The sequence below is a fragment of the Aurantimonas coralicida DSM 14790 genome, assembly GCF_000421645.1.
GTDB classification, from domain to species: domain Bacteria; phylum Pseudomonadota; class Alphaproteobacteria; order Rhizobiales; family Rhizobiaceae; genus Aurantimonas; species Aurantimonas coralicida.
Map to the genome: position 1 here is coordinate 514,486 of NZ_ATXK01000002.1, position 25,742 is coordinate 540,227.

The window sequence follows — 25,742 nt, forward strand, 5'->3', positions numbered from 1 at the left end:
GTCCGGCATCCTGTACAGGAGGAGCGTTCCTTGGCCATTCGCAAGATTCTCGTCGCCAACCGATCCGAAATCGCCATTCGCGTGTTCCGCGCTGCGAACGAGCTCGATATCCGGACCGTGGCGATCTGGGCCGAGGAAGACAAGCTGGCCCTGCACCGCTTCAAGGCGGACGAGAGCTACCAGGTCGGCCGCGGCCCGCATCTGTCCAAGGACATGGGGCCGATCGAGAGCTATCTGGCGATCGAGGAAGTGATCCGGGTCGCGAAGCTCTCGGGCGCCGACGCCATTCATCCGGGCTATGGCCTCCTGTCGGAAAGCCCCGAATTCGTCGATGCCTGCGTCGAGGCGGGGATCACCTTCATCGGCCCGTCCGCCGACACCATGCGCCGGCTCGGCAACAAGGTCGCGGCGCGCAATCTCGCGCTCGAAGTCGGGGTGCCGGTGGTGCCGGCCACCGTCCCGCTGCCCGACGATATGGACGAGGTGCGCCGCATGGCGGCCGAGGTCGGTTATCCGGTGATGCTGAAGGCGTCCTGGGGTGGTGGCGGCCGCGGCATGCGCGCCATCCGCGACGAGAAGGACCTGGAACGCGAGGTCATCGAGGGCAAGCGCGAGGCCCGCGCCGCCTTCGGCAAGGATGAGGTCTATCTCGAGAAGCTGATCGAGCGCGCCCGCCATGTCGAGGTGCAGATCCTCGGCGACACTCATGGCAACGTCGTCGACCTGTTCGAGCGCGACTGTTCGATCCAGCGCCGCAACCAGAAGGTCGTCGAGCGCGCCCCGGCGCCGTATCTCGACGACGCCCAGCGCGCCGAGATCGCTGGCTATGCCCGCAAGCTCGCCGACGCCACCGACTATGTCGGCGCCGGCACCGTCGAGTTCCTGATGGATGCCGACAGCGGCAAGTTCTACTTCATCGAGGTCAATCCGCGCATCCAGGTCGAGCATACGGTGACCGAGGAAGTCACCGGCATCGATATCGTCAAGGCGCAGATCCACATTCTGGACGGCCATGCCATAGGCACGCCGGAATCGGGCGTTCCGCCCCAGAGCGAGATCCGCCTCAACGGCCATGCCATGCAGTGCCGGATCACCACGGAAGACCCCGAGCAGAACTTCATTCCCGATTACGGTCGCATCACCGCCTATCGCGGCGCGACGGGCTTCGGCATCCGGCTCGATGGCGGCACCGCCTATTCCGGCGCGGTCATCACCCGCTTCTACGATCCGCTGCTGGAGAAGGTCACCGCCTGGGCGCCGAGCCCGGAGGAAGTGATCGCACGCATGGACCGGGCGCTGCGCGAATTCCGTATCCGCGGTGTCGCCACCAATCTGACCTTCCTCGAAGCGATCATCTCGCATCCGAAATTCCGCGACAATTCCTACACGACCAAGTTCATCGACCAGACGCCGGCCCTGTTCGACCAGGTCAAGCGCCGCGACCGCGCGACCAAGCTTTTGACCTATCTCGCCGACGTCACCGTCAACGGCCATCCCGAGACCAAGAACCGGCCGCGCCCCTCGGCCAAGCACGCTTTGCCGATCCCGCCGCTGTTCAAGGCGCCGATCGTCGACGGCACGCGCCAGAAACTGGACGAACTCGGCCCCCGCGGCTTTGCCGACTGGATGCTGGCCCAGCCGCAGGTGCTGGTCACCGACACGACCATGCGCGACGGCCACCAGTCGCTGCTGGCGACCCGCGTGCGCACCCACGACATCGTCGCGGTGGCCGATGCCTATGCCCGCGGCCTGCCGCAGCTGCTGAGCCTCGAATGCTGGGGCGGGGCGACCTTCGACGTGGCCATGCGCTTCCTGACCGAGGATCCGTGGGAGCGCCTGGCGCTGGTCCGCGAGCGCGCGCCCAACATCCTGTTGCAGATGCTGCTGCGCGGCTCCAACGGCGTCGGCTACACCAATTATCCCGACAATGTCGTCAAGCGCTTCGTCGCCGAGGCGGCCCGCGGCGGCGTCGACCTGTTCCGCGTCTTCGACTGCCTGAACTGGGTCGAGAACATGCGCGTCTCCATGGACGCGGTGTGCGAGGCCGACAAATTGTGCGAGGGTGCGATCTGCTACACGGGCGACCTGTTCGACCCGGATCGCGCCAAATACGACCTGAAATACTATGTTTCCCTCGCCAAGGAGATGGAGGCCGCCGGCGCCCACATTCTCGGCGTCAAGGACATGGCGGGCCTCCTGAAGCCCGCGGCGGCGCGCGTCCTGTTCAAGGCGCTGAAGGAAGAGGTCGGGCTGCCGATCCACTTTCATACCCACGACACGTCGGGCATCTCGGCGGCGACCGTGCTGGCCGCGATCGATTCCGGCGTCGATGCAGTGGATGCGGCCATGGATGCCTTCTCCGGCAACACGGCGCAGCCCTGCCTTGGCTCCATCGTCGAGGCGCTGAAGGGCACCGAGCGCGATTCCGGCCTGTCGGCCGAGGCGATCCGACGGATCTCCTTCTACTGGGAGGCCGTGCGCAACCAGTATGCGGCCTTCGAGAGCGACCTGAAGGGGCCAGCCTCCGAGGTCTATCTGCACGAGATGCCGGGCGGCCAGTTCACCAATCTGAAGGAACAGGCCCGTTCGCTGGGTCTGGAGACGCGCTGGCACCAGGTGGCCCAGACCTATTCCGACGTGAACCGGATGTTCGGCGACATCGTCAAGGTGACGCCGTCCTCCAAGGTGGTGGGCGACATGGCGCTGATGATGGTCAGTCAGGATCTGACCGTGGCCGACGTCATGGACCCGAAAAAGGATCTGGCCTTTCCCGATTCCGTCGTGTCGATGATGCATGGCGATCTCGGCCAGCCGCCCCAGGGCTGGCCCGCCGACATCCAGAAGAAGGTGCTGAAGGGCGAGACGCCGATCACCGTGCGGCCGGGCTCGCTGCTCGCCGACGCCGATCTGGACGCCGAGCAGGCGAAGCTGGAGGAGAAGCTGGAGCGCGACGCCAGCGCGCAGGAATTCGCCTCCTACCTGATGTATCCGAAGGTCTTCATCGACTTCGCCGCGGCCCAGGAGCTCTACGGCCCGGTCTCGATGCTGCCGACGCCGTCCTATTTCTACGGCATTGCCCAGGACGAGGAAGTGCTGATCGATCTGGAGCGCGGCAAGACGCTGGTGGTCCGCTGCCTCGGCTTCGGCGAGACCGACGAGAAGGGCATGCGGACGGTGTTCTTCGAGCTGAACGGCCAGCCGCGGCGCATCAAGGTGCCGGACCGGGCGCATGGCGCGGCCGGCGGCGCCGTGCGGCCGAAGGCGGAAGCCGGCAATGCCAACCATGTCGGCGCGCCGATGCCGGGTGTCGTCTCGACCCTTGCCGTGGCTGCCGGCCAGACGGTGCGCAGCGGCGATGTGCTCCTGTCCATCGAGGCGATGAAGATGGAGACAGCCATCCACGCCGAGCGTGACGGCACCATCGAGGCCGTGCATGTCACAGCCGGCGCGCAGATTGACGCCAAGGACCTGCTGGTGGTGTACGCCGCCGCGTAGGAACCCGCCCGAAGCGCAAGACAGAGAGAAATGCCGTCGGAGACCCCGGCGGCATTCTGCAGTTCGGGCCCCTGGTGCCGGGCTGCTTGACGATCTCGGCGGAATCGTGCAGAAACGTGCATCACCATGAACGAAGCGGAAGGCGCAGCGAATGTCGACGTCCCTTCTGACCGGGCAGCGCCAGGCTGCCATTCGCGAGCGGCTGGCTAGTGACGGTCGGGTGATCGCCGCCACCATGGCGCGGGAATTCGCAGTCTCGGAGGATACGATCCGTCGCGATTTGCGCGAAATGGCGGCGGCCGGGCTCTGCGAGCGGGTCTATGGCGGGGCCTTGCCGCTCGCCCCCAGCGGCGCGCCGCTGGCCAGCCGCCAGGCTGAGGCTGGTCCGGCAAAGGCGGAGCTTGCCAGGGTCGCGGCGGGCGTCCTGCCGCGTGACGCCACGATCTTCATCGATGCCGGCTCGACCAACATTGCGCTTGCGCGGCAGATCGCACCGGACTTGCGCGCCACCATCGTCACCAATTCTCCGGCCGTCGCGCTGGCCGTGCCGGAGGCGCCCGGCTTGCGGGTGGTTCTCGTCGGCGGGCAGTTCGATCCCCACACCGGCGCCTGTCTCGGCGCCAAGGCGGTGAGCGACGCCGAGCGCTTGTGCCCGGATCTGGTGGTGCTGGGCGCCTGCGGCGTCGACCCGGTCGAGGGCGTTACCGCCTTCAGCCAGGAAGAGGCGGAGTTCAAGCGGCGCATGGCCCTGTCCGGACGCAGCGTCATGGTGATCGCGACGGCGGACAAGCTGGGCACGGTGGCGCCTTTCCGGGTCATTGCCGCGTCGCAAATGACCCGGATGGTGACCGAGGACGATGCCGAGGCCGCCATCCTCGCCGCCTTTGCCGACGGGGGAACCGATGTCGTCCGTGTGCCCATTCGCTAGCCGAAAATCCCCTTCGCTGCGTTGCCCGCGCCGCTGTTGCTGGAGTCCCCCATGTCCGTAGCGCAGACCCGGCCGCCCACGCCGCAGACGGTCATCTTTCCGCCGACGCGGATTGCCGTGGCGCTGGCCTTCTTCGTCAACGGGCTCGTTCTCGGCTCGTGGACCCCGCAGGTGCCGGTGCTCGCGGCGCGCCTCGGGATCGGCGAATCCACCCTCGGCCTGTTCATCCTGGTGCTGGGCCTCGGGGCGATCACGGCCATGCCGCTCATCGGCGGCGTTCTGGCGACGCGCGGTTCGCGGCGGCCGGTTCTGGTGACCCAGGCACTGCTCGCGTTCGCGCTGCCGCTGCTGGTGCTGGCGCCGACGCCGGTCTTCGCCGCAATCGCCATCTTTGCCTTCGGCGCGATGATGGGCGGCATGGATGTCGCGATCAACGCCAATGCCGTGGCCGTCGAGCGCCGGCTCGGTCGGGCGATCATGTCGTCCTGTCACGGCTTCTGGTCGGTCGGCGGCTTCGTCGGCGCGGCACTGGGCGGGCCGCTGATCGAAGCGATCGGCGCGCCGGCCCATGCACTGGCGATCGGCGGGATCACGCTCGTCCTGATCCTGCCGGTTCGCCGCAGCATGTTTGACGACGGGCAGGTCATGGCCGGAACGAGCGAGGGCACCGGCGGCCTCGGCGCCATCCGGGCCGCGGCGAGGCGCAACCGGCCGGCGCTGCTCAAGGGACTGGCCATCGGCATTCTGGCGCTGTTTGCCATGGTGCCCGAAGGCGCGGCGATCGACTGGAGCGCGATCTATCTGCGCCAGGATCTGGGCGCCACGATTTCCAGTTCGGGCTTCGCCTTCGCGGCGTTCTCGGCGGCGATGGCGGTGTTCCGCTTTGCCGGCGACAGTATCCGCGACCGGCTGGGCGCAGTGCGCACTGTGCGGCTGTCACTCGTGGCGGGGATCGGGGGCCTGTGCGCCGTCGGGCTGGCGCCGAGCCTCGGCTGGGCGATTGCCGGCTTCGCGCTGCTCGGTGTGGGCCTGTCGAACATCGTGCCGGTCACCTTCTCGGCGGCGGGCAACATCGCCGGGCTGCGGCCGGGGGTCGGTCTCGCGATCGCGACGACGCTCGGCTATTCGGGCATTCTGATCGCGCCGTCGATCATCGGGTTCATCGCCGAGCATCTCGGCTTTCCGGTGGTCTTTTTCGGCATGTCGGGGCTGCTGGTCGTCATTCTGGCGATGTCGGCGCTGCTGGCCGGCGCGGATGATCGCTCGGTGGATGCGCCGGTCGCAGTCTCTGATCCGGCGCCGTCCTGAAACGAAAGGTCCCCGAAGCCGGACAGCTTCGGGGACGGTGGGTCAGATCTTCCCGAGCAGCAGCAGGATGATCAGGATGACCAGGAGCACGCCGACGATGCCCGACGGGCCATAGCCCCAGCCGCCGGAATAGCCCCAGGTCGGAAGCGCCCCGACCAGGATCAGGATAAGGATGATGAGAAGGATCGTGCCGACACTCATGGGACTGGTTCCTGATTGTTCGTGAGACTTGCCATCACAAACCTTTGAACCGGGTTTCAGTTCCCAGCATCGGCGCCGTGCCGATCGGCGCTCAGGCGGGACCGAACCCGCCAATGGCGACGAAGACGGCCACCATCATGAAGATGATCGCCAGCACCATGGTCGGCCGGTATCCCCACTGGCGGGAATAGGGCCATGTCGGCATCGCCGCGATCAGGAGCAGGAACGCGATGATGACGATGATCGGGCCGTATCCGACGGACATGGGGAAACTCCTTCGCGCGATTGCCGGTATCGCCATAGGGCAGGACGCCGCCCTGCTTCAAGGGTGGCGCGGCGGGTGTCGTGCGCCGGGAAAGCACGGTCCGTTCCCGTGATCGGCACCGCATGCAACCCGCTCTGAATTGACAAGCCGGCGCGAAGGCGCCACCTCGACGGCAGCGAACATCCACCCGAGGCCTTGCCATGACCGTTCATTCGCCGATCGACCCGGCCGCCACGATCGACGCCGATCCGGCGCCGCGCCGATCCACCGTCGGCGTGGGCGTCGGCAACATCATGGTCGGCGGGGGCGCGCCGGTCGTCGTCCAGTCGATGACCAACACCGACACGGCCGACATCGACGCGACGGTCGCTCAGGTGGCGGCGCTCGCCAAGGCCGGCTCGGAGATCGTCCGCATCACCGTTGACCGTGACGAATCCGCCGCGGCCGTGCCGAAGGTCCGCGAACGTCTCGACCGGCTGGGCGTCGACGTGCCGCTGGTCGGCGACTTCCACTATATCGGCCACAAGCTGCTCGCCGATCACCCGGCCTGTGCCGCGGCCCTGGCGAAATATCGCATCAATCCCGGTAATGTCGGCTTCAAGGACAAGAAGGACCGGCAGTTCGGCGCCATCGTCGAGACCGCGATCCGCTACGACAAGCCGGTGCGTATCGGCGTCAACTGGGGCTCGCTGGACCAGGAACTGCTGACCCGGCTGATGGATGCCAACAACGAACTGCCGCAGCCGCGCTCGGCCCGGGCTGTGACGCGCGAGGCGATCATCCAGTCGGCGCTGCTGTCGGCGGAGCTGGCCGAGGAGATCGGCCTCGGCCGCGACCGCATCATCCTGTCGGCCAAGGTCAGCCAGGTGCAGGATCTGATCGCCGTCTATCGCGACCTGTCGCGGCGCACCAACCACGCGCTGCATCTCGGCCTGACCGAGGCGGGCATGGGCTCGAAGGGCATCGTCGCGTCCTCGGCGGCGATGGGCATTCTCCTGCAGGAAGGCATCGGCGATACGATCCGCGTCTCGCTGACGCCGGAGCCTAACGGTGACCGGACCCGCGAGGTGCAGGTCGCGCAGGAACTCCTGCAGACCATGGGCTTCCGCCAGTTCCTGCCGGTCGTCGCCGCCTGTCCGGGTTGCGGACGCACGACCTCGACGGTGTTCCAGGAACTGGCCCAGAAGATCCAGTCCGACATCCGCATCAACATGCCGGTGTGGCGCGAGAAATATCCGGGCGTCGAGGCGCTGAACGTCGCGGTGATGGGCTGCATCGTCAACGGACCGGGCGAATCCAAGCATGCCGACATCGGCATCTCGTTGCCCGGGACCGGCGAAACGCCGGCCGCTCCGGTATTCGTCGACGGCAAGAAGAGCGTGACCCTGCGCGGCCCCGACATCGCCGCGGACTTCCAGGTGATGGTCGCCGAATATATCGAGCGCCGCTTCGGTTCGGGCCAGACGTCCGAGTAGCATTTTCGGCCGTCCTGTGCATTCCTGCCGACCATGGCGACATGCGCGATGACAGCCTCCAAGCCGGTTCTGCGGCGCGCCCTGGGCGTTGGCGCAGCCTGCGGGCTGGCGCTTGCCGTCCTGGCCCCGGCGGCAGCGGGCGCGCAGGTTGCCGACAAGGGCGCGATCGTCCTGCCGGCACTGGCCTTCCCCCCGAGCCCGCCCAATCTTTCCGAGCGTGCGAAAGAGGCGGACGCGAGCGCGGACCAGCCCCTGTCCGCCGCAGCCATCTGCGGCATGATCGCCCGCAACGCCGACGCGGTCGGCATGTCGCCGGACTTCTTCGCGCGGCTGATCTGGAAGGAAAGCCGCTTCGATGCCGGCGCCGTCTCGCCTGTCGGAGCGCGCGGCATCGCCCAGTTCATGCCCTACACGGCGAAGGAGCGCGGCCTCGACGATCCCTATGATGCCCGTCAGGCGCTGCGGCATTCGGCCCTCTACCTGGCCGATCTGCGCGCGGAGCTCGGCAATTGGGGCCTTGCGGCCGCCGCCTACAATGGCGGCATCAACCGGGTGAAGCGCTGGCTCGTCAGCGGCGGATCGCTGCCCTACGAGACCGAGGACTACGTCAACGCCATCACCTTTCGGCCGGCGGACTGGTTTCGCGAGGACGGGCGCGAGCTGGAGCCGCGACCGCTCGATGCGGACCGGGATTTCGACGAGAGCTGTGCCCGACTGCCGATCATGAAGACGCGCGCGGTCTTTGCCGCTTTCGAGGGGGTCGAGAGCGCGCCGATGCGGCCCTGGGGGGTGCAGGTCGCGGGCCATGCCCGGCAGGCCGTCGCCATGAAGATGTTCCGGCGGGTGCAATCGCGCTTCGGAGCCATCCTGAAGGACCGGGACCCGCTGGTGATCCGGGGCCGCAATGGCGCGCGCCAGCGCATCTATGCGGTGCGCATCGGCGCCGATACCCGCAGCGAAGCCGACGCGCTGTGCGGACGGTTGCGCGGGGCCGGCGGGTCCTGCGTCGTCCTGAAGAACTGACGGCTATATTCTACCGGTTGCGGATCAGCAGTACGCGGCTCGGCCACCGGGTGCGCTCGGTCTCGCGCACGAAGGTGAAGAGGCCGGAGGCTGCCACCAGCACCATGCCGATGATCGCGATCAGGTCGGGAAACTCGGAGAAGAAGCTGGCGCCGATGATCGTCGCCCAGACGATCTGGCTGTACTGCGTCGGCGCGACCCGCGCCGCCGGGGCGAGGCGCGTTGCGAAGACGATCAGCAGATGCCCCATGCCGGCGCAAAGCCCGGCAAGAATCATGATCGGCCACAGATCGTTGGCCGGGATCTCGAAGTCCGGGACCATCAAGACGCCGTTGACCACGATGGCCGCCACCAAGACGGCGCCGATCAGCGTGATCCGCCGCTCCGAAGGGCCTAGAACCCGCAGGACAATGACGGTGATCGCGCCGCAGATGGCGACGCCGATGGCCGCGAAATGGCCCGGCAGGATCTCGCGGAAGCCGGGGCGCACCACGAGGAGCACGCCGACGAGGCCGCCGAACACGGCCAGCCAGCGGCGCCAGCCGATCGGCTCCTTCAAAACGACGAAGGAGAACACCGTGACGAAGATCGGCAGGAGGAAGATCAGCGCATAGGCTTCGGCGAGCGGCAGGCTGGTGAAGGCGACGACGCCGAGAATGCCGCCGAGCGTGCCGCTGGCCATGCGCAGCGCCACGAGACCGGGGCGATTGGGCACGAAGACGTTGCCCCAATTATCCTCGGGCCGCTTGGTGAAGAGCGCCGGAAGCAAAGCGAAGATCGAGACGAAGAAGCCGATCTCGAAGATCGGCAGCCGGTCGCCGATCGCCTTCAGCGAGGCATCGCCGCAGGCAAAGGCAAAATAGGACGCGAAGGCGAGGAGAATGCCGGCCTGCATGGGAGCACGCTTCGTCTGGGGTGCGGGAACCTGTCGCTAGGCCAGGGCACGGGCGCAATGCAAACGAATTCTCGCGGATCTCTGCGCGTTCGGCAGGGCGGGGGAAAATGCGGACCCCAGACGCGAAAAAAGGCAGCGAGGGGGAGCTGCCTTTTTCCGTCTGCTTCTTTGCGATCGAGGGGGATGATCGCTTGGGGGTGCTTGAAGAATGCGGGACCTCGGAAAGGGTTCCGAAAAAATTTCGCGGTCGGACGATTTTTTTGCCGCTAGGCGGAACCGGCCCGCTAAGTGACGCTCGGACCTTGCGAATCGGGCTAGAACCTTTTCCAACCGATATATCTTCCCACATGAGCGGGACGCATGACCGACCATCGCCCCGCCCGAGAAAGCATCCGTTTCGACGGATCCAATGTCACCGCTGTTCTCGGCCCGACCAATACCGGCAAGACCTATCTCGCCATCGAGCGCATGGTCGCCCATTCCTCGGGGACCATCGGCCTGCCGCTGCGCCTCTTGGCGCGCGAGGTCTACCAGAAGGTCTGCGACCGCGTCGGGGTGGGCGCCGTCGCGCTGATCACCGGCGAGGAAAAGATCAAGCCGCCCAATGCGCGCTATTCGGTCTGTACCGTCGAGGCGATGCCGCGCACCCCGAACACCGCCTTCGTCGCCATCGACGAGGTGCAGCTCGCCAGCGACCTGGAGCGCGGTCACGTCTTCACCGACCGCATCCTGCATGCCCGCGGTCGCGAGGAAACGCTGCTGCTCGGCTCGTCGACCATGCAGGGCGTGCTGCAGCGGCTGCTCAGCGGTTCCCATGCGACGACGCGGCCGCGCCTGTCGAACCTCGTCTATGCCGGGTCCAAGAAGATCACCCGCCTGCCGCGGCGCACCGCCATCGTCGCCTTCTCGGCCGACGAGGTCTATGCGATCGCCGAGCTGATCCGCCGCCAGCGGGGCGGAGCGGCCGTCGTTCTCGGCGCGCTGTCGCCGCGCACCCGCAACGCCCAGGTGGAACTCTACCAGTCCGGCGACGTCGATTTCTTGATCGCCACCGATGCCATCGGCATGGGCCTCAATCTCGACGTGGATCACGTCGCCTTCGCCCAGGACTGGAAATTCGACGGTTTCCAGTACCGCCAACTGACGCCATCCGAATTCGGCCAGATTGCCGGCCGCGCCGGGCGGCATCTGCGCGACGGCACGTTCGGTGTCACCGGCAAGGTCGATCCGCTGGCCCCGGAACTCGCCGAAGCGCTGGAAGCGCATTCCTTCGCGCCGGTGAAGGTGCTGCAATGGCGCTCGCGCGCCTTCGACTTCGCTTCGATCGACGCGCTGAAGGAGAGCCTGGAGGCGCCGCCGCCGAGCGACGCCCTGGCCCGCGCGCTGCCGGCCGTCGATCAGCGGGCGCTGGAATTCCTGTCGCGCGACCCGGCCGTCAAGGATCGCGCCACCAGCCCGGCAGCGGTCGAATTGTTGTGGGAAGCCTGCAAGCTGCCGGACTATCGACGCATCGCGCCGGCCCAGCATGCGGAGATCATCGCCACCATCTATGCCGACCTCGCGTCGGACGGCCACGTCGCCGAAGACTACATGGCCAGCCAGGTCCGGCGTGCCGACCGCACCGAGGGCGACATCGATACGCTGTCCCAGCGGATCGCGGAAATCCGCACCTGGACCTATATCTCACACCGTCCGGACTGGCTGGCCGATCCGACACACTGGCAGGAAAAGACTCGCGAGATCGAGGACCGTCTTTCCGACGCTCTTCACGACAGGTTGACGAAACGCTTCGTAGACCGCAGGACAAGCGTCTTGATGAGGCGGCTGAGAGAGAACGCGTTCATGGAAGCTGAGATCGGCGGCGACGGCACGGTAGTGGTCGAGGGCCACCCGGTAGGCGAGCTGCAGGGGTTCAGGTTCACGCCCGACGGCAAGGCCGAGGGGCCGGATGGCCGTGCGGTGCGTGCCGCCGCCCAGAAGGCGTTGGCCGGCGAGTTCGAGAAGCGGGCGGAACGCTTCGCCAATTCACCCAATGGCGACATCGCGCTGGGCTCGGACGGGCTCGTGCGCTGGCTCGGTGCGCCGGTGGCGGTGCTGTCGGCCGGCGACGATCCGCTGAAGCCGAAGACCGTGCTGCTCGCCGACGAGCAGCTGACCGGCGTGGCGCGCGACAAGGTCGCGGCGCGGGCCGAGCGTTCGGTCACCTACCAGATCACCACGGTCCTCAAGCCGCTGCTCGATCTGCAGGCCTCCGAAGGTCTGGAGGGCGTCGCCAAGGGGCTCGCCTACCGGCTCTACGAGAATTACGGCCTGATCCAGCGCCGCGAGATCTCCGAGGACGTGCGGTCGCTCGACCAGGAATCGCGCGCGGCCCTGCGCCGCTGCGGTGTCCGCTTCGGCGCCTACCACATCTTCGTTCCGGCGCTGATCAAGCCCGCGCCGGCGGCCCTTCTGACGCTGCTCTGGGCCATCCACAACGATGGCCGCGACAAGCCGGGCTATGGCGAGGTCACCCATCTTCTGGCGACCGGTCGCACCTCGGCAGTGGCCGATGCCTCCTTCGATCCGGTGTTCTGGGGACTGGCCGGCTACCGGCTGCTCGGTCGCCGGGCCGTGCGCGTCGACATTCTCGAGCGCCTCGCCGACCTGATCCGCCCGGCGCTCGGCTGGAAGCCGGGCACCGGCAAGCGGCCGGAAGGCGCCTATGACGGGTCGCAGTTCCTCGTCACGCCAGGGATGATGTCGATTCTCGGCGCGACCTCGGAAGACATGGAAGAGGTTCTCAAGGGCCTCGGCTATCGCGGCGAGCCGGTCGAGCAGACCAAGGTCGAGGCCGAACTCGCACGGCTGGACGAAGCGAGCCGCGCCGCCGAAGAGGCATCGCGCGCCGAAGCGGCCAGGAAGGCCGCCGAGGCGGCTGCGACTTCGGATGCACCACAGCCGGCAGTGGAAGCTGCGGACGAGGCCAGCACCGCGACGGACACGGTCGATACTGCCGCCGCCGAGTCACCAGTTGTCGAGACGCCGACCGAAACCGCAGATGCAGGCGAGACTGCCGAGGCATCCGACACGCCGGTCGCACCGGTCGAAGCCACGGAAACCGGTGGCCTGGCCGAAGCCGGGAAGGCCGCTGCGGCCGCCCTTGGCGAAGCCACCGACGGCGAAGCGGCTGCAACGCCGGCCGAAACCGCCGAGGCGTCCACCACTGATACACCGGCGGCGGAAACGACCGAAGCCGTGGCCGCTGATGCAGCCGCCGGCGAGGGCGGCGAGACCGCTGAACCCGAGGCGCCCAAGCTCGTGCAGGTCTGGCGCCCGCAGCGCGGCGCCGGCCGTGGCGGTGCCCGTCATGGCCAGGGCCAGCGTGGTCGCGGCCGTGGCCCGCAGGGTGCCGGAGAGGGCGAGGAGCGCGCGCCGCGCTTCGGCAAGGGTGCCCCGCGCGGCAAGGGCCGTGATGGCGGCGACCGCGCTGACAAGGGCGAGGGCAAGGGCCGGGGTGATCGCCCCGAGCGTGGCCGGCGCTTCGACAAGCCGCAGGGGGGCAAGCCGCCCGTGCAGCCGGCACGCCCGCAGCGCATCGATCCCGATTCGCCCTTCGCCAAACTCGCTGCGCTGAAGGACAAGCTTGGCAAGTAAGCGCCATGCGGAGCCGATGGCTCCGGCAGCACCCGCGGGGCAGCGCATCGACAAATGGCTGTTCTTCGCGCGGATCGTGAAGTCGCGAAGCCTTGCCCAGAAGCTGGTCCAGGCCGGCGGCGTTCGCATCAACGGCGACAAGACCGACAACGCTGCGCGGGCCGTGCGCCCGGGCGACACGCTGACGATCACACGCCGGGACGATGTCCTCGTCCTGAAGATCGTCGATCCGGGGGAACGGCGCGGACCGGCCAGCGAGGCGGCGACCCTCTACGAGGATCTGTCACCGACGCGGGAAGCTATCGCGGAACAGAAGGAAGCGGCCAAGGGCAAGGCCGCACCGGGCTATCAGCCCTCGGCGCGGCCGCCGACTAAGAAGGAGCGCCGCGCCCATGAGCGCCTGCGCTGGGACAGCGCCTGACCGGCGACGTGCATCTTGAACAAGCTGAAAGAGCTCAGTCGCCCTGGCCGGGCTCGGCCGAGAAGTATTTCTCGAACTTGCCGTCTTCGCCGTCGAACTTTTCCGCATCCGCAGGCGCATCACGCTTGACGGTGATGTTCGGCCATTTCTCGGCGTATTCGGTGTTGATCTTCAGCCATTTGTCGAGATTGGGCTCGGTGTCCGGCTTGATCGCCTCGGCGGGGCATTCCGGCTCGCAGACGCCGCAATCGATGCACTCATCCGGATGGATGACGAGCATGTTGTCGCCTTCGTAGAAGCAGTCGACCGGACAGACCTCGACGCAATCCATGTACTTGCAGCGAATGCAATTGTCGGTCACCAGATAGGTCATGTCTGATCCTTGGCCTGTTCGGGCCCGTACGAAGGGCCCCGTCATTCGTGCGAGCAGCAACGGCGATCGCCGGCGTGTCTCGCCTGTCGTGGCGACGTAACCCCTCTCTTGAAGACAGACAAGAGCAAAGCATGTCGTGCCACCGCGGCAATCCGGGAATGGTTTTCCATCAAGGCGGATGGGTTGCCGATGAGTTGGAGATCAAGCGACGTTGCGCCAGCACGCGTGGCCCTGCGGCATCTGTTCGTTGGGTTTGCCGGCCGCCGGAACGACCATGCTCTGCAAGCCGGCCCCGCGCGAAGGACGATCCCGGTGGGCGTATCGGGACGCAAAATTACGCCTCGCCCTGTGACCGCCCCGGACGCTATGTCACAAGAGAGTGACGAGTAGGACGACCGAGGACGGATCCATGGCCGAGCGCCCGATTCTGGTGAGCGACGACAGCCTCGACGAGGCCGATGCCAATGGCGCGCGGCAGCGCTCGCAGCGCATGGGGCCGCTGGCGAGCCTGCCGGTGTTCTTCGATCTGGCGGGCAAGCGCGTCGTCATGGCCGGCGGTGGGCCGGGGGCGGCTTGGAAGGCCGAGCTTCTGGCCTCGGCGGGCGCCCATGTCGATCTCTATGTCCCGGCCGACGGGATCGATGGCGAGATGGCCGAGCTTCTCGCCGTGCCGCCGGAATCCGGCGTCATCGTTCATCACGACCGGCCCTGGGCGACCGATGTCTTCGCCGGGGCGGCGATCGCCGTCGGCGATACAGAGAGCCTCGCCGAGGGCCAGGCTTTCGCCTGCGCGGCGCGGGCAGCCGGCGTGCCGGTCAACGTCGTCGACAAGCCGTCCTATTGCGATTTCCGCTTCGGCACGATCGTCAATCGCTCGCCGGTGGTCATCGGCATTTCCACCGACGGCGCCGCCCCGATCCTCGGCCAGGCGATCCGCCGCCGCATCGAGACCCTGCTGCCGCCGGCGCTCAGCCAGTGGGCGGCCCTGGCCGCCAGAGTCCGCGGCGCGGTGATGGAGCGGCTGGCGCCGGGCCCGCTGCGCCGTGCCTTCTGGGAACGCTTCGCCGACAGCGCCTTCACCACGAAGCTGCCGGATGCCGCGGCCGAGGCAGCGGCCGGCGGCTTCATCGACGATCTGGCGCGCTCGCCCCAGGCCGGCGGCCGCGTGACCCTGGTCGGGGCGGGGCCCGGCGAAGCCGAACTCCTGACCCTAAAGGCGGTGCGCGCTTTGCAGGCGGCCGACGTGATCCTGTTCGACGACCTCGTCTCCGACGAGATCCTCGAGCTCGCCCGCCGCGAGGCCCGGCGCATGCTGGTCGGCAAGCGCGCCGCCCGCGACAGTTGCCGACAGGAAGACATCAACGCCATGATGGTCAGCTTCGCCAAGGCGGGCAAGCACGTGGTGCGGCTGAAATCCGGCGACGTATCGGTGTTCGGCCGGGCCGGCGAGGAACTGGACGAGCTGGCGCGCGAAAACATTCCGGTCGCCATCGTGCCGGGCATCACCGCCGCCTCGGCGCTGGCGGCGAGCTTCGGCGTGTCGCTGACCCATCGCGACCGGGCCCAGCAGCTGCGCTTCGTCACCGGTCATTCCAAGAAGGGCGGCCTGCCGGACGACCTCGACTGGCATGCGCTGGCCGACGATCACGCCACCACCGTCTTCTACATGGGCGGCCGGATGGCGGCGAAGATCGCCGAACGCCTGATCCATCACGGCCTGCCGGCCGCGACCCCGGTCGCCGTCGCCGCCAATCTGTCGCGCGACGACGAGACCCGCGCCGCCGGCACCCTCGCCGACCTCGGCGCCATCGTCGCCCGGATCGGCGTCGACCGTCCGATCCTGATCGGTGTCGGCCGGGTCTTCACCGAGCATGCCCGTGCCGCCTCCGCCGATCCGTTCATGGTCGATGCCGGACGGACGGCCGTCGGCTGAGCCGGCGACAGACCGTTCGGCCGGCACGGCGCGCTGTCACAGGTTCGGATCGATGCCGACCGTGGTTCGGTCCAGCACTTCGCGCAGGGCGAAGGACGAATTGATCCGCACGACATGCGGAAACGACGACAGATAGGTCTTGTGGATGCGCTCGTAGTCTTCGAGATCGCGGGCCGCGACCCGCAGGAGATAGTCGTACTCCCCCGACATCAGGAGGCAGACCAGGACGTTCGGGCAGCCCTTTGCCGCGGCCTCGAACTCGGCGAGTTGCCGCTCGGTCTGACCGGACAGGCCGATATTGACGATCACCGTGATGGTGTGACCGAGCGTCCGGTTGGACAGCTTGGCATGATAGCCGCGGATCGCACCGCTTGCCTCCAGCCGGTCGAGCCGCCGTGAGCAGGCCGAAGCAGACAGACCCACCCGCTCGGCCAGCGCCGCGTTCGACAGCCGGCCCTCCCTTTGCAGGGTGCGCATGATCTGCAGATCGAAGCGGTCGATCGTCTCCATCCGCAGAAGTTTGCGCAAGACGGCACCCAAACGCAAGAAAACATCGATCCTCGCGGTTCTGGCAGGCGAAAACGCGGGGACATTGCGCCGGAACCACGTTTCAATCCAGATGCCCACAGATGGAGGAAACGGATGCGCGTCGGCTGCCCGAAGGAGATCAAGAACAACGAATACCGCGTCGGCCTGACGCCGTCGGCGACGCGCGAATATGTCGGTCACGGTCACCACGTGATCATCGAGACCGGCGCCGGTGCCGGCATCGACGCCAGCGACGCCGATTACGAGGCGGCGGGCGCCACCATCGCGGCGGACGCCGCGGAGGTCTTCAAGACGGCCGACATGGTGGTGAAGGTCAAGGAACCGCAGCCCGCCGAATGGGCGCAGCTGCGCGAGGGTCAGATCCTCTACACCTATCTGCATCTCGCGCCCGATCCGAAACAGACCGAGGGTCTGATCGCCTCCGGCGTCACCGCCGTCGCCTACGAGACGGTGACCGACGGACGCGGCGGTCTGCCGCTGCTCGCACCGATGTCCGAGGTCGCGGGCCGCCTGTCGATCCAGGCCGCGGCCCACGCACTGGAAAAGGCCCATGGTGGCCGCGGGGTTCTGCTCGGCGGCGTTCCCGGCGTGGCCTGCGGCAAGGTGGTGATCATCGGCGGCGGCGTGGTCGGCAAGGAAGCCGCCAAGATGGCGATCGGCCTCGGCGCGGATGTCACCATCCTCGACCGCTCGATCGCCCGGCTGCGCGAGCTCGACGATCTCTTCGCTGGCCGGGTGCAGACGCGCTATTCCACCAGTACGGCGATCGAGGAAGAGGTCTTCGCCGCCGACGCGGTCATCGGCGCGGTGCTGATCCCCGGCGCCTCGGCGCCAAAGCTGGTGACGCGGGCCATGCTGCCCGGCATGAAGAAGGGCGCGGTGCTGGTGGATGTCGCCATCGACCAGGGCGGCTGCTTCGAGACATCGCGCGCCACCACCCATGCCGAGCCGACCTTCGAGATCGATGGCGTGGTCCATTATTGCGTTGCCAACATGCCCGGCGCTGTCCCGATCACCTCGGCGCACGCCCTCAACAATGCCACGCTCCCCTTCGGGCTGGCCCTGGCGGACAACGGTCTGAAGGCGCTGTCGGACGACCCGCATCTATTGCACGGGCTGAATGTCCATCGCGGCCTGATCACCAACCGGGCCGTCGCGCAGTCGCTCGGCCGCGAGATGGTCGACGCCTATGAGGCGCTTGCGGCCTGACCCGCGCGTCCGGCGGGCAGACATGAAAAGGGGCGGCCGGTCGAACCCGACCGCCGCCCCTTTGCAAACCTTCGGCATCGAATGCCGGCGGCGTCAGACCTCGACGATGAGGCCGTTCGCCACGAGCTTGGAAATATCCACCTCGCGCAGCTTCTGGGTCCGGCCGAGCTTGCCGCCGAAACCCTTCACTTCCTCGGCCGACAGCGGCAGCACGAAGCGCTGGCTGACGATCCGCGGCGGTCCGTTGACCTGTGCGAACTCCGTCCATTGCAGGCGTCCGGAATAGGTCCCCACCGGGAGGATCAGACCGTCGCCGAGATCGACCGGTTCGGTCACCTTGTAGGTCCGGTCTTCATGGGCTGCCCTGGCTGCCATCTGTGTCCTCGTTTCTTCAAGAATGGTCGGGATGCGGTGCATGCCGAGCCGTGTTGTCAGGCGTCGCCAACGATTTCGGCGATACGCCCGGTGCCTTTGCATTCCGGGCAGGGCTCGCCATCGACGGTCCCCGATCCACCACATCTGCGGCAGAGATTTTCCGCCGTCTGCGGCGCGTTGTCATTGCCTTCGTCGCCGGGTCTTGCGGCGGGCGGGGTCGACATGGGCGCCTCCTGAATGCGGTCGTGGCACGGGGTCGGGTCAAAACCCGAACCTGCCTGTCAGGAGTATATGTGCCAGTCGGCCGAGATTTCACGCCGGCATGATCGCCGGTAAGCGGGGGCTGTCGTCCTAGACTGCCTCGCCCGTTGCCGGCAGCATATCACAGTCGAGCCCGAAACGCTGCCGCGCCATCCGGCAATCCTCGCCCCCGGGAACGCATTCGCGGCAGACCTGCGGCCGCAGCCCATAGATCGTGCAACCCGTGCCGGTGCCCACCACGCCGGAAAGCGCGGCGCAGCGGTCGTTCTCGCAGCGCATGCCGCTGAGATCGCTCGCCACCAGCGCGGCGGGAATCAGATCGAGCGCGGCGTCGCTCTCGATGGAAAAGCGGGGCCAGTCGGCCGAATAGGCGCAGCAGGCGCCGCAGGCCTGGCAGTCGAAGACGGCATCGGACGGGGTCATTGCGGGTGTTCTTGCAGCCTCGGCCGGGGCGGTCAATGCGTCCGGCATGCGGGAGGCCTGGACATGGGCCATCCGGCGGATTGTCGGCTGTCGCGAAACCATATGGAAACGGACCATAGGTAAGGTTTGCGCGCCAGGAATGGGCCGTTGGGGAGATCGATCTCGTGAAAAGCGCATCAGGCAAGCGGTTCTGGACGGCGGAATCCGGGAATGTGGCGGTCGTCTTCGGACTGACCCTGCCGATCCTCGCCTGCTGCATGGGCGCTGCGGTGGACATCTCCGGGATCTACGCGTCGAAACGCAACCTCCAGCATTCGGTCGATATCGCAGCGCTGGCCGCCGGTCGGGAATATTCCAACAACCAGCAGGATTCCCACCTGTCGAAGGTCGCGGAAGGCTATTTCTTCGAGAACGCCGGGGCCGATGCGCGCGCGAACACCGACTTCAGCTATGACGGCATCTTCAACGAGGACGGCTCGACGGTTCTGCAGGTGTCGGCCGCCCGCCGGCATCCGACCATCTTCGGCGACCTCCTCTCCTTCGTGACCGCCGGCGAACTCGACTGGCGCGCGTTTCCGCTGGCGGCCCGAAGCCAGATCGTCGTCCAGAACCAGTCCATCGAACTGGTCATGGTGCTCGACAATTCCGGCTCGATGACCGGCCGGCCGAAATCCGGTGGCGGCAAGCGCAAGATCGACACCATCAAGGAAGCCGCCATCGGTCTCACCGATCAGTTCCTGAAGGGCGCCGCGTCCTCGACCCTGAAGCTGCCGGTCCAGTTCGGCGTCGTCCCCTTCGCCGCAGCGGTCAATATCGGGCCGGACAATCACGACGCGAAATGGATGGACACCAAGGGACGATCCTCGATCCACAACGAATATCTCGACTGGGCCAATTGGAAGACGAGCCGCGGTGTCAATCTGGCGGAGCGAAGCCCGACAGGCGACTACTGGCAGGAGATTTCCTCGAAGACGCCGCTGACGCGGTTCTTCGTCTATGAGAACGCGCACCACAAGAACGAATTGGGGCCCTGGTTGGGCTGCGTGGAATCGCGACCGAATGGGCTGGCGATCACCGACGCGGAACCCAACTACGCCAATCCCGACACGCTGTTTGTGCCAAGCTTCGGACCGGACGAATACGATGGCAACAAGGGCGACAACGACTATCTGGAAGATGACGGCAGCCGCTCGATGCGGGCCGAAGCGGCAATGTCGGTCCAGTCGAAGGTCGCAAAATATTTCGACGGCAGCAACTTGCAGCGTGGCAAACACCCTGGCCCGAACCGTGGCTGCCGGTCGACACCCATCACGCCGCTGACCGACAACCAGACCACGATCAATGCGGCGATCAACGCCATGGATGCGGATGGCGAAACCAACATTCCTGAAGGCATCGCCTGGGGCTGGCGGCTGTTGTCGGCCCGCGAACCCTTCACCCAGGGCCGAGCCAACGATGCCAAGGACAATCTGAAGGTCCTTGTGCTGATGACCGACGGCGACAACAATTACGGCAGCGACGAGAACGACTACAACGAATCCGGCTACGGCACCTTCGGCTATGCCAGTACCTACGACGCCTATGGCAATCATAGTTGGGGGCGGATCTTCGATGACACCAGCACGACCAGCAAGCGGGCGAACCGATCGAGCTTCGTCTCCGCGATGAACGAGAAGGTCGCGGCGATCTGCCAGAACATCAAGGATGACGGGCGCAAGGCCACCGGCGAGGACGGGATCGTCATCTTCACGATCGCCTTCGATCTCAACAATGGCTCCTCGGTGAAGAAGCTGATGGAGCAGTGCGCGTCCTACGGCATCACCGATCCGACGAAGAAGCTCTATTACGACGCCAAGAGCTCGAGCGACCTGATGGCGGCGTTCGATTCGATCACCGAACAGGTGTCGAGCCTGCGCATCGCAAAATAGCCTGCAGCCTCCCGGGGGGGAGGGGACGCTATTGCGTATCGAGCGTCAGTTCGAAGCGTTCGACGACGCTCGGCTGGATTACCCGGGCGGTCATCGTGACCAGCACGATCTGGGCGTCGAGGCTGTCCCCGGCCTCCATGGCGCGTTCGATCCGCTCGCCGACCCGCAGCGCCAGATCGACGTCGTTGGCGCCGGCAAAGCCTTCCGCGCCGATCATGCAATAGCCGAGGATCTCGGCCGCGGCACGGTAGGCTTGCGGCGCGGGAAACGCCCCGATCGCATGATCCTGCATCAGCCTGACCACCGTCAGCTTCACTGCCTCCGGCACCATCCGGGGATGCAGGTCGACGGAGCGCAGAGCGCTGTCGAGCTGTTTCAGATCCTCGGATCGCCCGAAGACACCGAACAGGCCGAGGGACGATCGTTGTCTGGTCATGGCGCGATCCTGCATCGACGGCATTGTACGGTCACGGGAGCGGTCGCACGGCAGCGAAGAAGGCCCCGGCCAACCGGTCTCTCCGCGGGCCCGAATTTCTTCTGCGGCCGATAGCCGTGTCGTTCCCGGTGTTTGTGGCTTCGTAACCCGTCGCGGCTATTGCAGATAGAGGCGGCAGGATCGGAGCCAGAACTTTGCCAAATATGGGTTTCTTTCTCGGCGTCGTGAACGGCCTCGGCATCTTCGCGCTGGTGACGATGATGTATGGCTGGGCCCTGCGCAAAGCCGAGCCGGGGCTTGGGCGAAGCCTTGCACTGGGCCTCTTGTTCGGTGTCGGGGCATCGCTGTCGATCGCCAATGCGGTCGAACTGGCGCCGGGCCTGCGGATTGACCCGCGGGCGGTCATGCTGGTCCTGGCGGCCCCATTCGGCGGACCGGGAGCCGCGACGGTGGCCGCGCTGGTCACCAGTCTTTTCCGGCTGCATCTCGGCGGCTCGGGTACGATGAGCGGGATCGCGAACATCGTGGCCATCGCGGCCATCGGTGCCTATTTCGCTCATTTCGTTTTCGAGAAGATGCAGCCGGCCCGCACCCGCGACCTCCTCGTGCTCGGCCTTCTCTGCAATGTGCCGTTTCTCTTCATCCTGACGGTGCCCGTCGACAGCGCGTCGCAGATCTTCCTGCGGACCATCGGTCCGATGACGGTTGCCGACGTGATCGGGGTTCTCGTCCTCGGTCGCTTTCTCTGCAGCGAGCGCAAGGCTTTCGTCTTTGGCCGGGCGCTGGAGGCGGAGGCGTCGACCGATCCGCTGACCCTTCTGCCCAATCGCCGCCATCTGGAGCGTCGCACCAGCGAGATGGTGGAGGTGGCACGGCGCAATGGCCGGCCGATCTCGGTGCTCGTCATCGACATCGACCGGTTCAAGCAGGTCAATGACACATATGGCCACGATGTCGGGGACACGATCCTCTTGAAGGTGGCGGATGTGGTCCGGGCCAATGTCCGCAAATCCGATGCGGTTGCCCGCTTCGGCGGCGAGGAGATCGTTGTGGCGATGGCGGATGCCACCCCGGCAGCGGCCCTGCAGACCGCCGAACGGATCCGGCTTTCCGTGGACGACAAGGTCTTCCATGGCGACCAGGAGAACGGCAACGTGACCGTCAGTGTCGGCGTCGCCACGCAGGAGGGGGAAGACCTGTCCTTCAAGCGCCTCTTCAAGGCCGCCGACGAAGCGCTCTTCCTCGCCAAGGACCGCGGCCGCAACCGCGTGGAAGTCGCGATATAAGGAAAGCCGGCGGCGGGCAGAGGGAGTGTACCAGTTCCGACACCGGCGACGGGGTGGCATGAGGATGCGGCACAGGTTTGACCAGTGCGTCCGGTCGGGTCCGCCACCAACTCGCCGAGGTCTTCTGAAGAGATTAGAAAAGTAAACCGATTAATGACGATAACGCGCTCCAGACCGCCCAGAGCATAACGCCGGTCGTGAGTACCAGTAACGTCGTTGCGAGCAAGCAGCCTTTCAGGAAGTCGTAATCCCAGGTGACGCTCACAATATCATGCGGCCGCCGGGCAGTCCTCTCCGCCGGGCGTTGGAGCGCCTTCTGCGTTGCTGACGAATTCTCAACATTGGTTTTGGCCGACATGAGGATGCGAGAACGATTCTGGACCCCTCGCTGTATTAGCGTCGGAGCAGACGTGGCCGTTAGCGGGCGAAGATCAAAAGGCGAGCGGCGCAGGTCGATACTAATGGGGATCCAGTGATGCCACGCAAAGATCCGTCTCATGAAGTCCATGAATGTATGCATGTATTTTGGATTGGTTCTTTCTGGCTCATCCATCCTGAGTGGATGACCTCACTGTTTGGACTGGTCCTTGATCTACGACGCAGGCGGATGGACCACATAAGGAGAGAGCGTCAATTCCAGGGACGGATGCTTCCGGCGAACTCCGGCTGTAAGCAACACGATTGTTGGCCGCGACCTAGTGCTCTCCACTCCGCCGATACCCCGAGACAATTATGGTGCAACATCACCGGTTGGCCTGCATCTCACGTCATAGACAGATTCGCGTTGTATTTCTGAGGGCACACATCCCATCCCCTCACTGCAGATGCAAGTGGCCTTGTTTGGATAGAGTGTTAGATGACCCCTGCTTACTAAAATACTTAACGGTCACGGGGAGTTCACGGTGAACCGGTGCGTTGAAGGCGCGCTGGCGGGGCGTTGCATCGTGCCGAAGTGTACGAGGGCCAGCGTCAGCACTAGCAATCGAAGCAACGCTTCGGGAGAATCGGCACATTAACAGACTGGGATCAGCGGCTGCTCAACGCGATGTATTCGGTTGTCGCTTGTATATCCCCGTGCATGGGTACGCGGCGAGGAGCCGCGTGGCCCTGCCGCAGGGCGCAAAGCAATTGGTGATCCCGACTGGATTCGAACCAGTGACCCTCAGATTAGGAATCTGATGCTCTATCCTGCTGAGCTACGGGACCGACCGCGCGCAACCTAGTCGAAGGCGCAGGGTTCGCCAAGTCTGCTCGCGAAGCTCTTGTGCGGCGATATTGCGGATCAGCGGACCTTGGGATCGGCCTGGGCGACGAGCAGCGCCGTGCCTTGGCGGATCGTCACGGCGATCGGCCCCAGCGCTTCGTTCGACTGGGTGAGGATCGAGTGGAATGGCAGGTCGACACCGTCGAGCGGCCATTTCGCGCCGGAGATCGTCAGCCCCGAAAGATCCGAGAATTTCAGGATCGAGAACTGCGTGCCGGGCGCAAGATCGAAGGCGCGGCGGTCCGGTCCCAGTGGCCAGGCGCGTTCGATACCGTCGAACAACTCCACGTCGATGCCGCGGGCGGCATAGCGCAGGGCCAGGATCAGATGTGCAAAGGCGTGGTCGCTGCGCGGGCCGCCGAGCGCGCCGACCAGAAGCAGGCCGGTCGCGCCACGCGTCAGCGCCGCCTCGATGGCGATCTCGCCGTCGGTCATCGCCTTGTCGCGGGGATAGGGTTCGCGGGGCAGGCTGGTCAGTTCGATCGCCGGTCGCGGCGGGCTGGAATCGAAATCGCCGACCCAGAGTTCCGGCGTAACCTGCAGTTCCGCAGCATGGCGCAGGCCATCATCCGCGGCGATGACCCGCGTGCCCTCCACCGCATTGATCAGCGCAGGGGTCGGGGCGATATGGCCGGCAAGGAGAATGGAAAAGCGCGACATCGCGGCTCGCCTACAGCATCGGGCCGCAAACGCCAATCGGCTGCTTCGACCTCGTAAGGAGATTGCCGGCCAGGGCATCGTCTGCTCGCAACGTCGGCGCGCAGCCTGGCAGTCTGACGCGAGAGCTCGGCACCGGGGCAGGGCAGAGCTGTCCCTTGGCTCAGGGGCGCGGCCGCCCTTGCCGGCAAGCGGCGTGGCCTCTAAGTCTTCCCATGCTCACACGGGGTGCCTTCGGGCTGAGAGGCGCATGCCGACCCGTCGAACCTGATCCGGCTCATACCGGCGGAGGGATGCGGGCGTCGGCGGGTGTCTCGCGGATGCTTTCGTTTCGAAAGCCGCCGTCTCGAAAGGCACCATCATGGCCCGACCCGTCTTCCTCCTGCCGCTGTCCGTTCGCCATCTCGGCGTTTGCGCCGCCGCCCTTCTGGCCGGCGTGACCGGAGCGGTCGCCCAGGCCGACAAGCCGGTGCTCACCGTCTACACCTATGAGAGCTTCACGCCCGAATGGGGGCCGGGCCCGAAGATCGAGGCGGGTTTTGAAGTGGTGTGCGCCTGCGATCTGCAGTTCGTTGGGCTCGAGGACGGCGTCGCGATCCTCAATCGTCTCAAGCTCGAAGGCCCCTCGACCGAAGCCGATGTCGTCCTCGGCCTGACCACCGATCTCATCCCCGAGGCCAAGGCGACCGGCATGTTCGCGCCGAGCGGGGCGGATCTCTCGGGTCTCGACGTGCCGACCGGCTTCTCGGACGACATCTTCGTCCCTTACGACTATTCCTATCTCGCCTTCGTCTACGACAGCGAAGCGATCGCCGAACCACCGGCGAGCCTCGACGATCTGGTCAATGGCGATCCCGAGGTGAAGATCGCCATCGAGGACGCGCGGACCTCGACGCCCGGCCTCGGCATGATGCTGTGGATGAAGAAGATCTATGGCGACGAGGCCGCCGCCAAATGGGCGCAGCTGTCGAAGCGCATCCTGACCGTGACGCCCGGCTGGAGCGAGGCCTATGGCCTGTTCACTAGCGGCGAGGTGCCGATGGTTCTCAGCTACACGACATCGCCCGCCTACCACATGATCGAGGAAGACACCGACCGCTATCAGGCCGCGGCCTTCGCGGAGGGCCACTACCTGCAGATCGAGGTGGCGGCGATGCTGAAGACGACCGAAACCGCCGAACTGGCGACCCGCTTCCTCGACTACATGCTGACCGCCGAGGTGCAGTCGCTGATCCCCACCACCAACTGGACGTTGCCGGTCGCGGACGGCATCGATCTGCCTGAAGCGTTTGGCCGCCTGGTGCAGGTGGAGACGCCGCTGATGATCGATCCGGAAACCGTGGCGGCGAACCGCAAGGCATGGACGCAGGAATGGCTCGAAGCGATCGGCCGCTGACGATC

The 25,742-nt window shown here is 66.4% G+C and carries 22 protein-coding genes, 1 tRNA gene and 1 riboswitch; of the genes, 12 read left to right on the forward strand and 11 right to left on the reverse strand.

Going from position 1 to position 25,742, the window contains the following annotated elements:
- The first annotated feature begins 30 nt into the window (after nt 1-30).
- The 3 genes from pyc (at nt 31) to H536_RS0107065 (ending at nt 5,731) form a co-directional block, all read left to right on the forward strand.
- Nucleotides 31-3,495 (forward strand): pyruvate carboxylase, encoded by a 3,465-nt coding sequence (gene pyc / locus H536_RS0107055; protein ID WP_024349801.1) that lies wholly within the window; start codon nt 31-33, stop codon nt 3,493-3,495.
- Between the two features lie 151 nt (nt 3,496-3,646).
- Nucleotides 3,647-4,423, forward strand: a complete 777-nt coding sequence (locus tag H536_RS0107060; protein ID WP_024349802.1) for a DeoR/GlpR family DNA-binding transcription regulator — start codon at nt 3,647-3,649, stop codon at nt 4,421-4,423.
- 51 nt (nt 4,424-4,474) lie between these two features.
- A complete protein-coding gene (locus H536_RS0107065) occupies nt 4,475-5,731 on the forward strand; it encodes an MFS transporter (protein WP_024349803.1) in 1,257 nt (418 codons plus the stop codon).
- A 42-nt stretch (nt 5,732-5,773) separates the two neighbouring features.
- Here the strand turns inward: H536_RS0107065 and H536_RS23640 are convergent, their stop codons facing one another.
- On the reverse strand, nt 5,774-5,932 hold the full coding sequence (locus H536_RS23640) for a DUF3309 family protein (RefSeq protein WP_035694650.1): 159 nt from the start codon (nt 5,930-5,932) through the stop codon (nt 5,774-5,776).
- 91 nt (nt 5,933-6,023) lie between these two features.
- Nucleotides 6,024-6,197 (reverse strand): DUF3309 family protein, encoded by a 174-nt coding sequence (locus H536_RS23645; RefSeq protein ID WP_035694651.1) that lies wholly within the window; start codon nt 6,195-6,197, stop codon nt 6,024-6,026.
- 200 nt (nt 6,198-6,397) lie between these two features.
- Between H536_RS23645 and ispG the strand changes: the two genes are divergently transcribed.
- Together ispG and H536_RS0107085 are read left to right on the forward strand one after the other, a co-directional pair.
- Complete coding sequence (gene ispG, locus H536_RS0107080) at nt 6,398-7,672, forward strand: flavodoxin-dependent (E)-4-hydroxy-3-methylbut-2-enyl-diphosphate synthase (RefSeq protein ID WP_024349804.1); 1,275 nt, start codon at nt 6,398-6,400, stop codon at nt 7,670-7,672.
- A 48-nt stretch (nt 7,673-7,720) separates the two neighbouring features.
- The gene (locus H536_RS0107085) at nt 7,721-8,695 is read left to right on the forward strand and encodes a lytic transglycosylase domain-containing protein (RefSeq protein ID WP_024349805.1); all 975 of its coding nucleotides are present in this window, start codon (nt 7,721-7,723) and stop codon (nt 8,693-8,695) included.
- Nucleotides 8,696-8,705: 10 nt separating this feature from the next.
- Here the strand turns inward: H536_RS0107085 and H536_RS0107090 are convergent, their stop codons facing one another.
- Nucleotides 8,706-9,590: a DMT family transporter gene (locus H536_RS0107090; protein WP_024349806.1), complete on the reverse strand. Its 885-nt coding sequence runs from the start codon at nt 9,588-9,590 to the stop codon at nt 8,706-8,708.
- Between the two features lie 360 nt (nt 9,591-9,950).
- Between H536_RS0107090 and H536_RS0107095 the strand changes: the two genes are divergently transcribed.
- Nucleotides 9,951-13,226: a helicase-related protein gene (locus H536_RS0107095; RefSeq protein ID WP_024349807.1), complete on the forward strand. Its 3,276-nt coding sequence runs from the start codon at nt 9,951-9,953 to the stop codon at nt 13,224-13,226.
- Between the two features lie 16 nt (nt 13,227-13,242).
- Nucleotides 13,243-13,647 (forward strand): RNA-binding S4 domain-containing protein, encoded by a 405-nt coding sequence (locus tag H536_RS0107100; protein ID WP_029702864.1) that lies wholly within the window; start codon nt 13,243-13,245, stop codon nt 13,645-13,647.
- A gap of 34 nt (nt 13,648-13,681) precedes the next feature.
- On the opposite strand, the gene fdxA is transcribed toward H536_RS0107100, so the two are convergent.
- On the reverse strand, nt 13,682-14,020 hold the full coding sequence (gene fdxA / locus H536_RS0107105) for a ferredoxin FdxA (protein ID WP_024349809.1): 339 nt from the start codon (nt 14,018-14,020) through the stop codon (nt 13,682-13,684).
- Nucleotides 14,021-14,510: 490 nt separating this feature from the next.
- Between fdxA and cysG the strand changes: the two genes are divergently transcribed.
- Nucleotides 14,511-15,953, forward strand: a complete 1,443-nt coding sequence (cysG, locus tag H536_RS0107110; protein WP_024349810.1) for a siroheme synthase CysG — start codon at nt 14,511-14,513, stop codon at nt 15,951-15,953.
- 36 nt (nt 15,954-15,989) lie between these two features.
- Here the strand turns inward: cysG and H536_RS0107115 are convergent, their stop codons facing one another.
- Nucleotides 15,990-16,463, reverse strand: a complete 474-nt coding sequence (locus H536_RS0107115) for an Lrp/AsnC family transcriptional regulator (RefSeq protein WP_024349811.1) — start codon at nt 16,461-16,463, stop codon at nt 15,990-15,992.
- 132 nt (nt 16,464-16,595) lie between these two features.
- On the opposite strand from H536_RS0107115, the gene ald reads away from it, so the two are divergent.
- The gene (ald, locus tag H536_RS0107120) at nt 16,596-17,711 is read left to right on the forward strand and encodes an alanine dehydrogenase (RefSeq protein WP_024349812.1); all 1,116 of its coding nucleotides are present in this window, start codon (nt 16,596-16,598) and stop codon (nt 17,709-17,711) included.
- A gap of 93 nt (nt 17,712-17,804) precedes the next feature.
- Here ald and H536_RS0107125 read toward each other — a convergent pair whose 3' ends face one another.
- The 3 genes from H536_RS0107125 to H536_RS22445 all read right to left on the reverse strand — a co-directional run bounded on the left by H536_RS0107125 (nt 17,805) and on the right by H536_RS22445 (nt 18,770).
- Entirely contained in the window at nt 17,805-18,086 is a 282-nt protein-coding gene (locus H536_RS0107125) for a hypothetical protein (RefSeq protein WP_024349813.1), read from the reverse strand.
- 56 nt (nt 18,087-18,142) lie between these two features.
- Entirely contained in the window at nt 18,143-18,310 is a 168-nt protein-coding gene (locus H536_RS24915; RefSeq protein WP_169513620.1) for a hypothetical protein, read from the reverse strand.
- 127 nt (nt 18,311-18,437) lie between these two features.
- The gene (locus tag H536_RS22445) at nt 18,438-18,770 is read right to left on the reverse strand and encodes a YkgJ family cysteine cluster protein (RefSeq protein ID WP_024349814.1); all 333 of its coding nucleotides are present in this window, start codon (nt 18,768-18,770) and stop codon (nt 18,438-18,440) included.
- A gap of 164 nt (nt 18,771-18,934) precedes the next feature.
- On the opposite strand from H536_RS22445, the gene H536_RS0107140 reads away from it, so the two are divergent.
- Nucleotides 18,935-20,698, forward strand: coding sequence for a TadE/TadG family type IV pilus assembly protein (locus tag H536_RS0107140; protein ID WP_035694654.1), 1,764 nt, complete (start codon nt 18,935-18,937; stop codon nt 20,696-20,698).
- Nucleotides 20,699-20,726: 28 nt separating this feature from the next.
- Here H536_RS0107140 and H536_RS0107145 read toward each other — a convergent pair whose 3' ends face one another.
- Complete coding sequence (locus H536_RS0107145) at nt 20,727-21,134, reverse strand: hypothetical protein (RefSeq protein ID WP_024349816.1); 408 nt, start codon at nt 21,132-21,134, stop codon at nt 20,727-20,729.
- A 203-nt stretch (nt 21,135-21,337) separates the two neighbouring features.
- Between H536_RS0107145 and H536_RS0107150 the strand changes: the two genes are divergently transcribed.
- Nucleotides 21,338-22,420: a GGDEF domain-containing protein gene (locus H536_RS0107150; RefSeq protein ID WP_244495376.1), complete on the forward strand. Its 1,083-nt coding sequence runs from the start codon at nt 21,338-21,340 to the stop codon at nt 22,418-22,420.
- A 1,129-nt stretch (nt 22,421-23,549) separates the two neighbouring features.
- Here H536_RS0107150 and H536_RS0107160 read toward each other — a convergent pair.
- Together H536_RS0107160 and H536_RS0107165 are read right to left on the reverse strand one after the other, a co-directional pair.
- Nucleotides 23,550-23,626: transfer RNA gene (locus H536_RS0107160), tRNA-Arg, on the reverse strand.
- A 76-nt stretch (nt 23,627-23,702) separates the two neighbouring features.
- A complete protein-coding gene (locus H536_RS0107165) occupies nt 23,703-24,344 on the reverse strand; it encodes a thiamine diphosphokinase (RefSeq protein WP_024349819.1) in 642 nt (213 codons plus the stop codon).
- Between the two features lie 211 nt (nt 24,345-24,555).
- A riboswitch (TPP riboswitch) is annotated at nt 24,556-24,652 on the forward strand.
- Between the two features lie 50 nt (nt 24,653-24,702).
- Between H536_RS0107165 and thiB the strand changes: the two genes are divergently transcribed.
- Nucleotides 24,703-25,737 carry a thiamine ABC transporter substrate binding subunit gene (gene thiB / locus H536_RS0107170; protein WP_024349820.1) on the forward strand — a complete coding sequence of 345 codons (1,035 nt, stop codon included), beginning with the start codon at nt 24,703-24,705 and terminating at the stop codon, nt 25,735-25,737.
- Nucleotides 25,738-25,742: the final 5 nt, after the last annotated feature.

What these genes read in the sequence shown, in the direction of transcription:
- H536_RS0107060 (WP_024349802.1), top strand. Translation starts at nt 3,647, where the DNA reads ATGTCGACGTCCCTTCTGACCGGGCAGCGCCAGGCTGCCATTCGCGAG.
- H536_RS0107065 (WP_024349803.1), top strand. Translation starts at nt 4,475, where the DNA reads ATGTCCGTAGCGCAGACCCGGCCGCCCACGCCGCAGACGGTCATCTTT.
- H536_RS23640 (WP_035694650.1), bottom strand. Translation starts at nt 5,932, where the DNA reads ATGAGTGTCGGCACGATCCTTCTCATCATCCTTATCCTGATCCTGGTC.
- H536_RS23645 (WP_035694651.1), bottom strand. Translation starts at nt 6,197, where the DNA reads ATGTCCGTCGGATACGGCCCGATCATCGTCATCATCGCGTTCCTGCTC.
- ispG (WP_024349804.1), top strand. Translation starts at nt 6,398, where the DNA reads ATGACCGTTCATTCGCCGATCGACCCGGCCGCCACGATCGACGCCGAT.
- H536_RS0107085 (WP_024349805.1), top strand. Translation starts at nt 7,721, where the DNA reads ATGACAGCCTCCAAGCCGGTTCTGCGGCGCGCCCTGGGCGTTGGCGCA.
- H536_RS0107090 (WP_024349806.1), bottom strand. Translation starts at nt 9,590, where the DNA reads ATGCAGGCCGGCATTCTCCTCGCCTTCGCGTCCTATTTTGCCTTTGCC.
- H536_RS0107095 (WP_024349807.1), top strand. Translation starts at nt 9,951, where the DNA reads ATGACCGACCATCGCCCCGCCCGAGAAAGCATCCGTTTCGACGGATCC.
- H536_RS0107100 (WP_029702864.1), top strand. Translation starts at nt 13,243, where the DNA reads ATGGCTCCGGCAGCACCCGCGGGGCAGCGCATCGACAAATGGCTGTTC.
- fdxA (WP_024349809.1), bottom strand. Translation starts at nt 14,020, where the DNA reads ATGACCTATCTGGTGACCGACAATTGCATTCGCTGCAAGTACATGGAT.
- cysG (WP_024349810.1), top strand. Translation starts at nt 14,511, where the DNA reads ATGGGGCCGCTGGCGAGCCTGCCGGTGTTCTTCGATCTGGCGGGCAAG.
- H536_RS0107115 (WP_024349811.1), bottom strand. Translation starts at nt 16,463, where the DNA reads ATGGAGACGATCGACCGCTTCGATCTGCAGATCATGCGCACCCTGCAA.
- ald (WP_024349812.1), top strand. Translation starts at nt 16,596, where the DNA reads ATGCGCGTCGGCTGCCCGAAGGAGATCAAGAACAACGAATACCGCGTC.
- H536_RS0107125 (WP_024349813.1), bottom strand. Translation starts at nt 18,086, where the DNA reads ATGGCAGCCAGGGCAGCCCATGAAGACCGGACCTACAAGGTGACCGAA.
- H536_RS24915 (WP_169513620.1), bottom strand. Translation starts at nt 18,310, where the DNA reads ATGTCGACCCCGCCCGCCGCAAGACCCGGCGACGAAGGCAATGACAAC.
- H536_RS22445 (WP_024349814.1), bottom strand. Translation starts at nt 18,770, where the DNA reads ATGACCCCGTCCGATGCCGTCTTCGACTGCCAGGCCTGCGGCGCCTGC.
- H536_RS0107145 (WP_024349816.1), bottom strand. Translation starts at nt 21,134, where the DNA reads ATGACCAGACAACGATCGTCCCTCGGCCTGTTCGGTGTCTTCGGGCGA.
- H536_RS0107150 (WP_244495376.1), top strand. Translation starts at nt 21,338, where the DNA reads ATGGGTTTCTTTCTCGGCGTCGTGAACGGCCTCGGCATCTTCGCGCTG.
- H536_RS0107165 (WP_024349819.1), bottom strand. Translation starts at nt 24,344, where the DNA reads ATGTCGCGCTTTTCCATTCTCCTTGCCGGCCATATCGCCCCGACCCCT.
- thiB (WP_024349820.1), top strand. Translation starts at nt 24,703, where the DNA reads ATGGCCCGACCCGTCTTCCTCCTGCCGCTGTCCGTTCGCCATCTCGGC.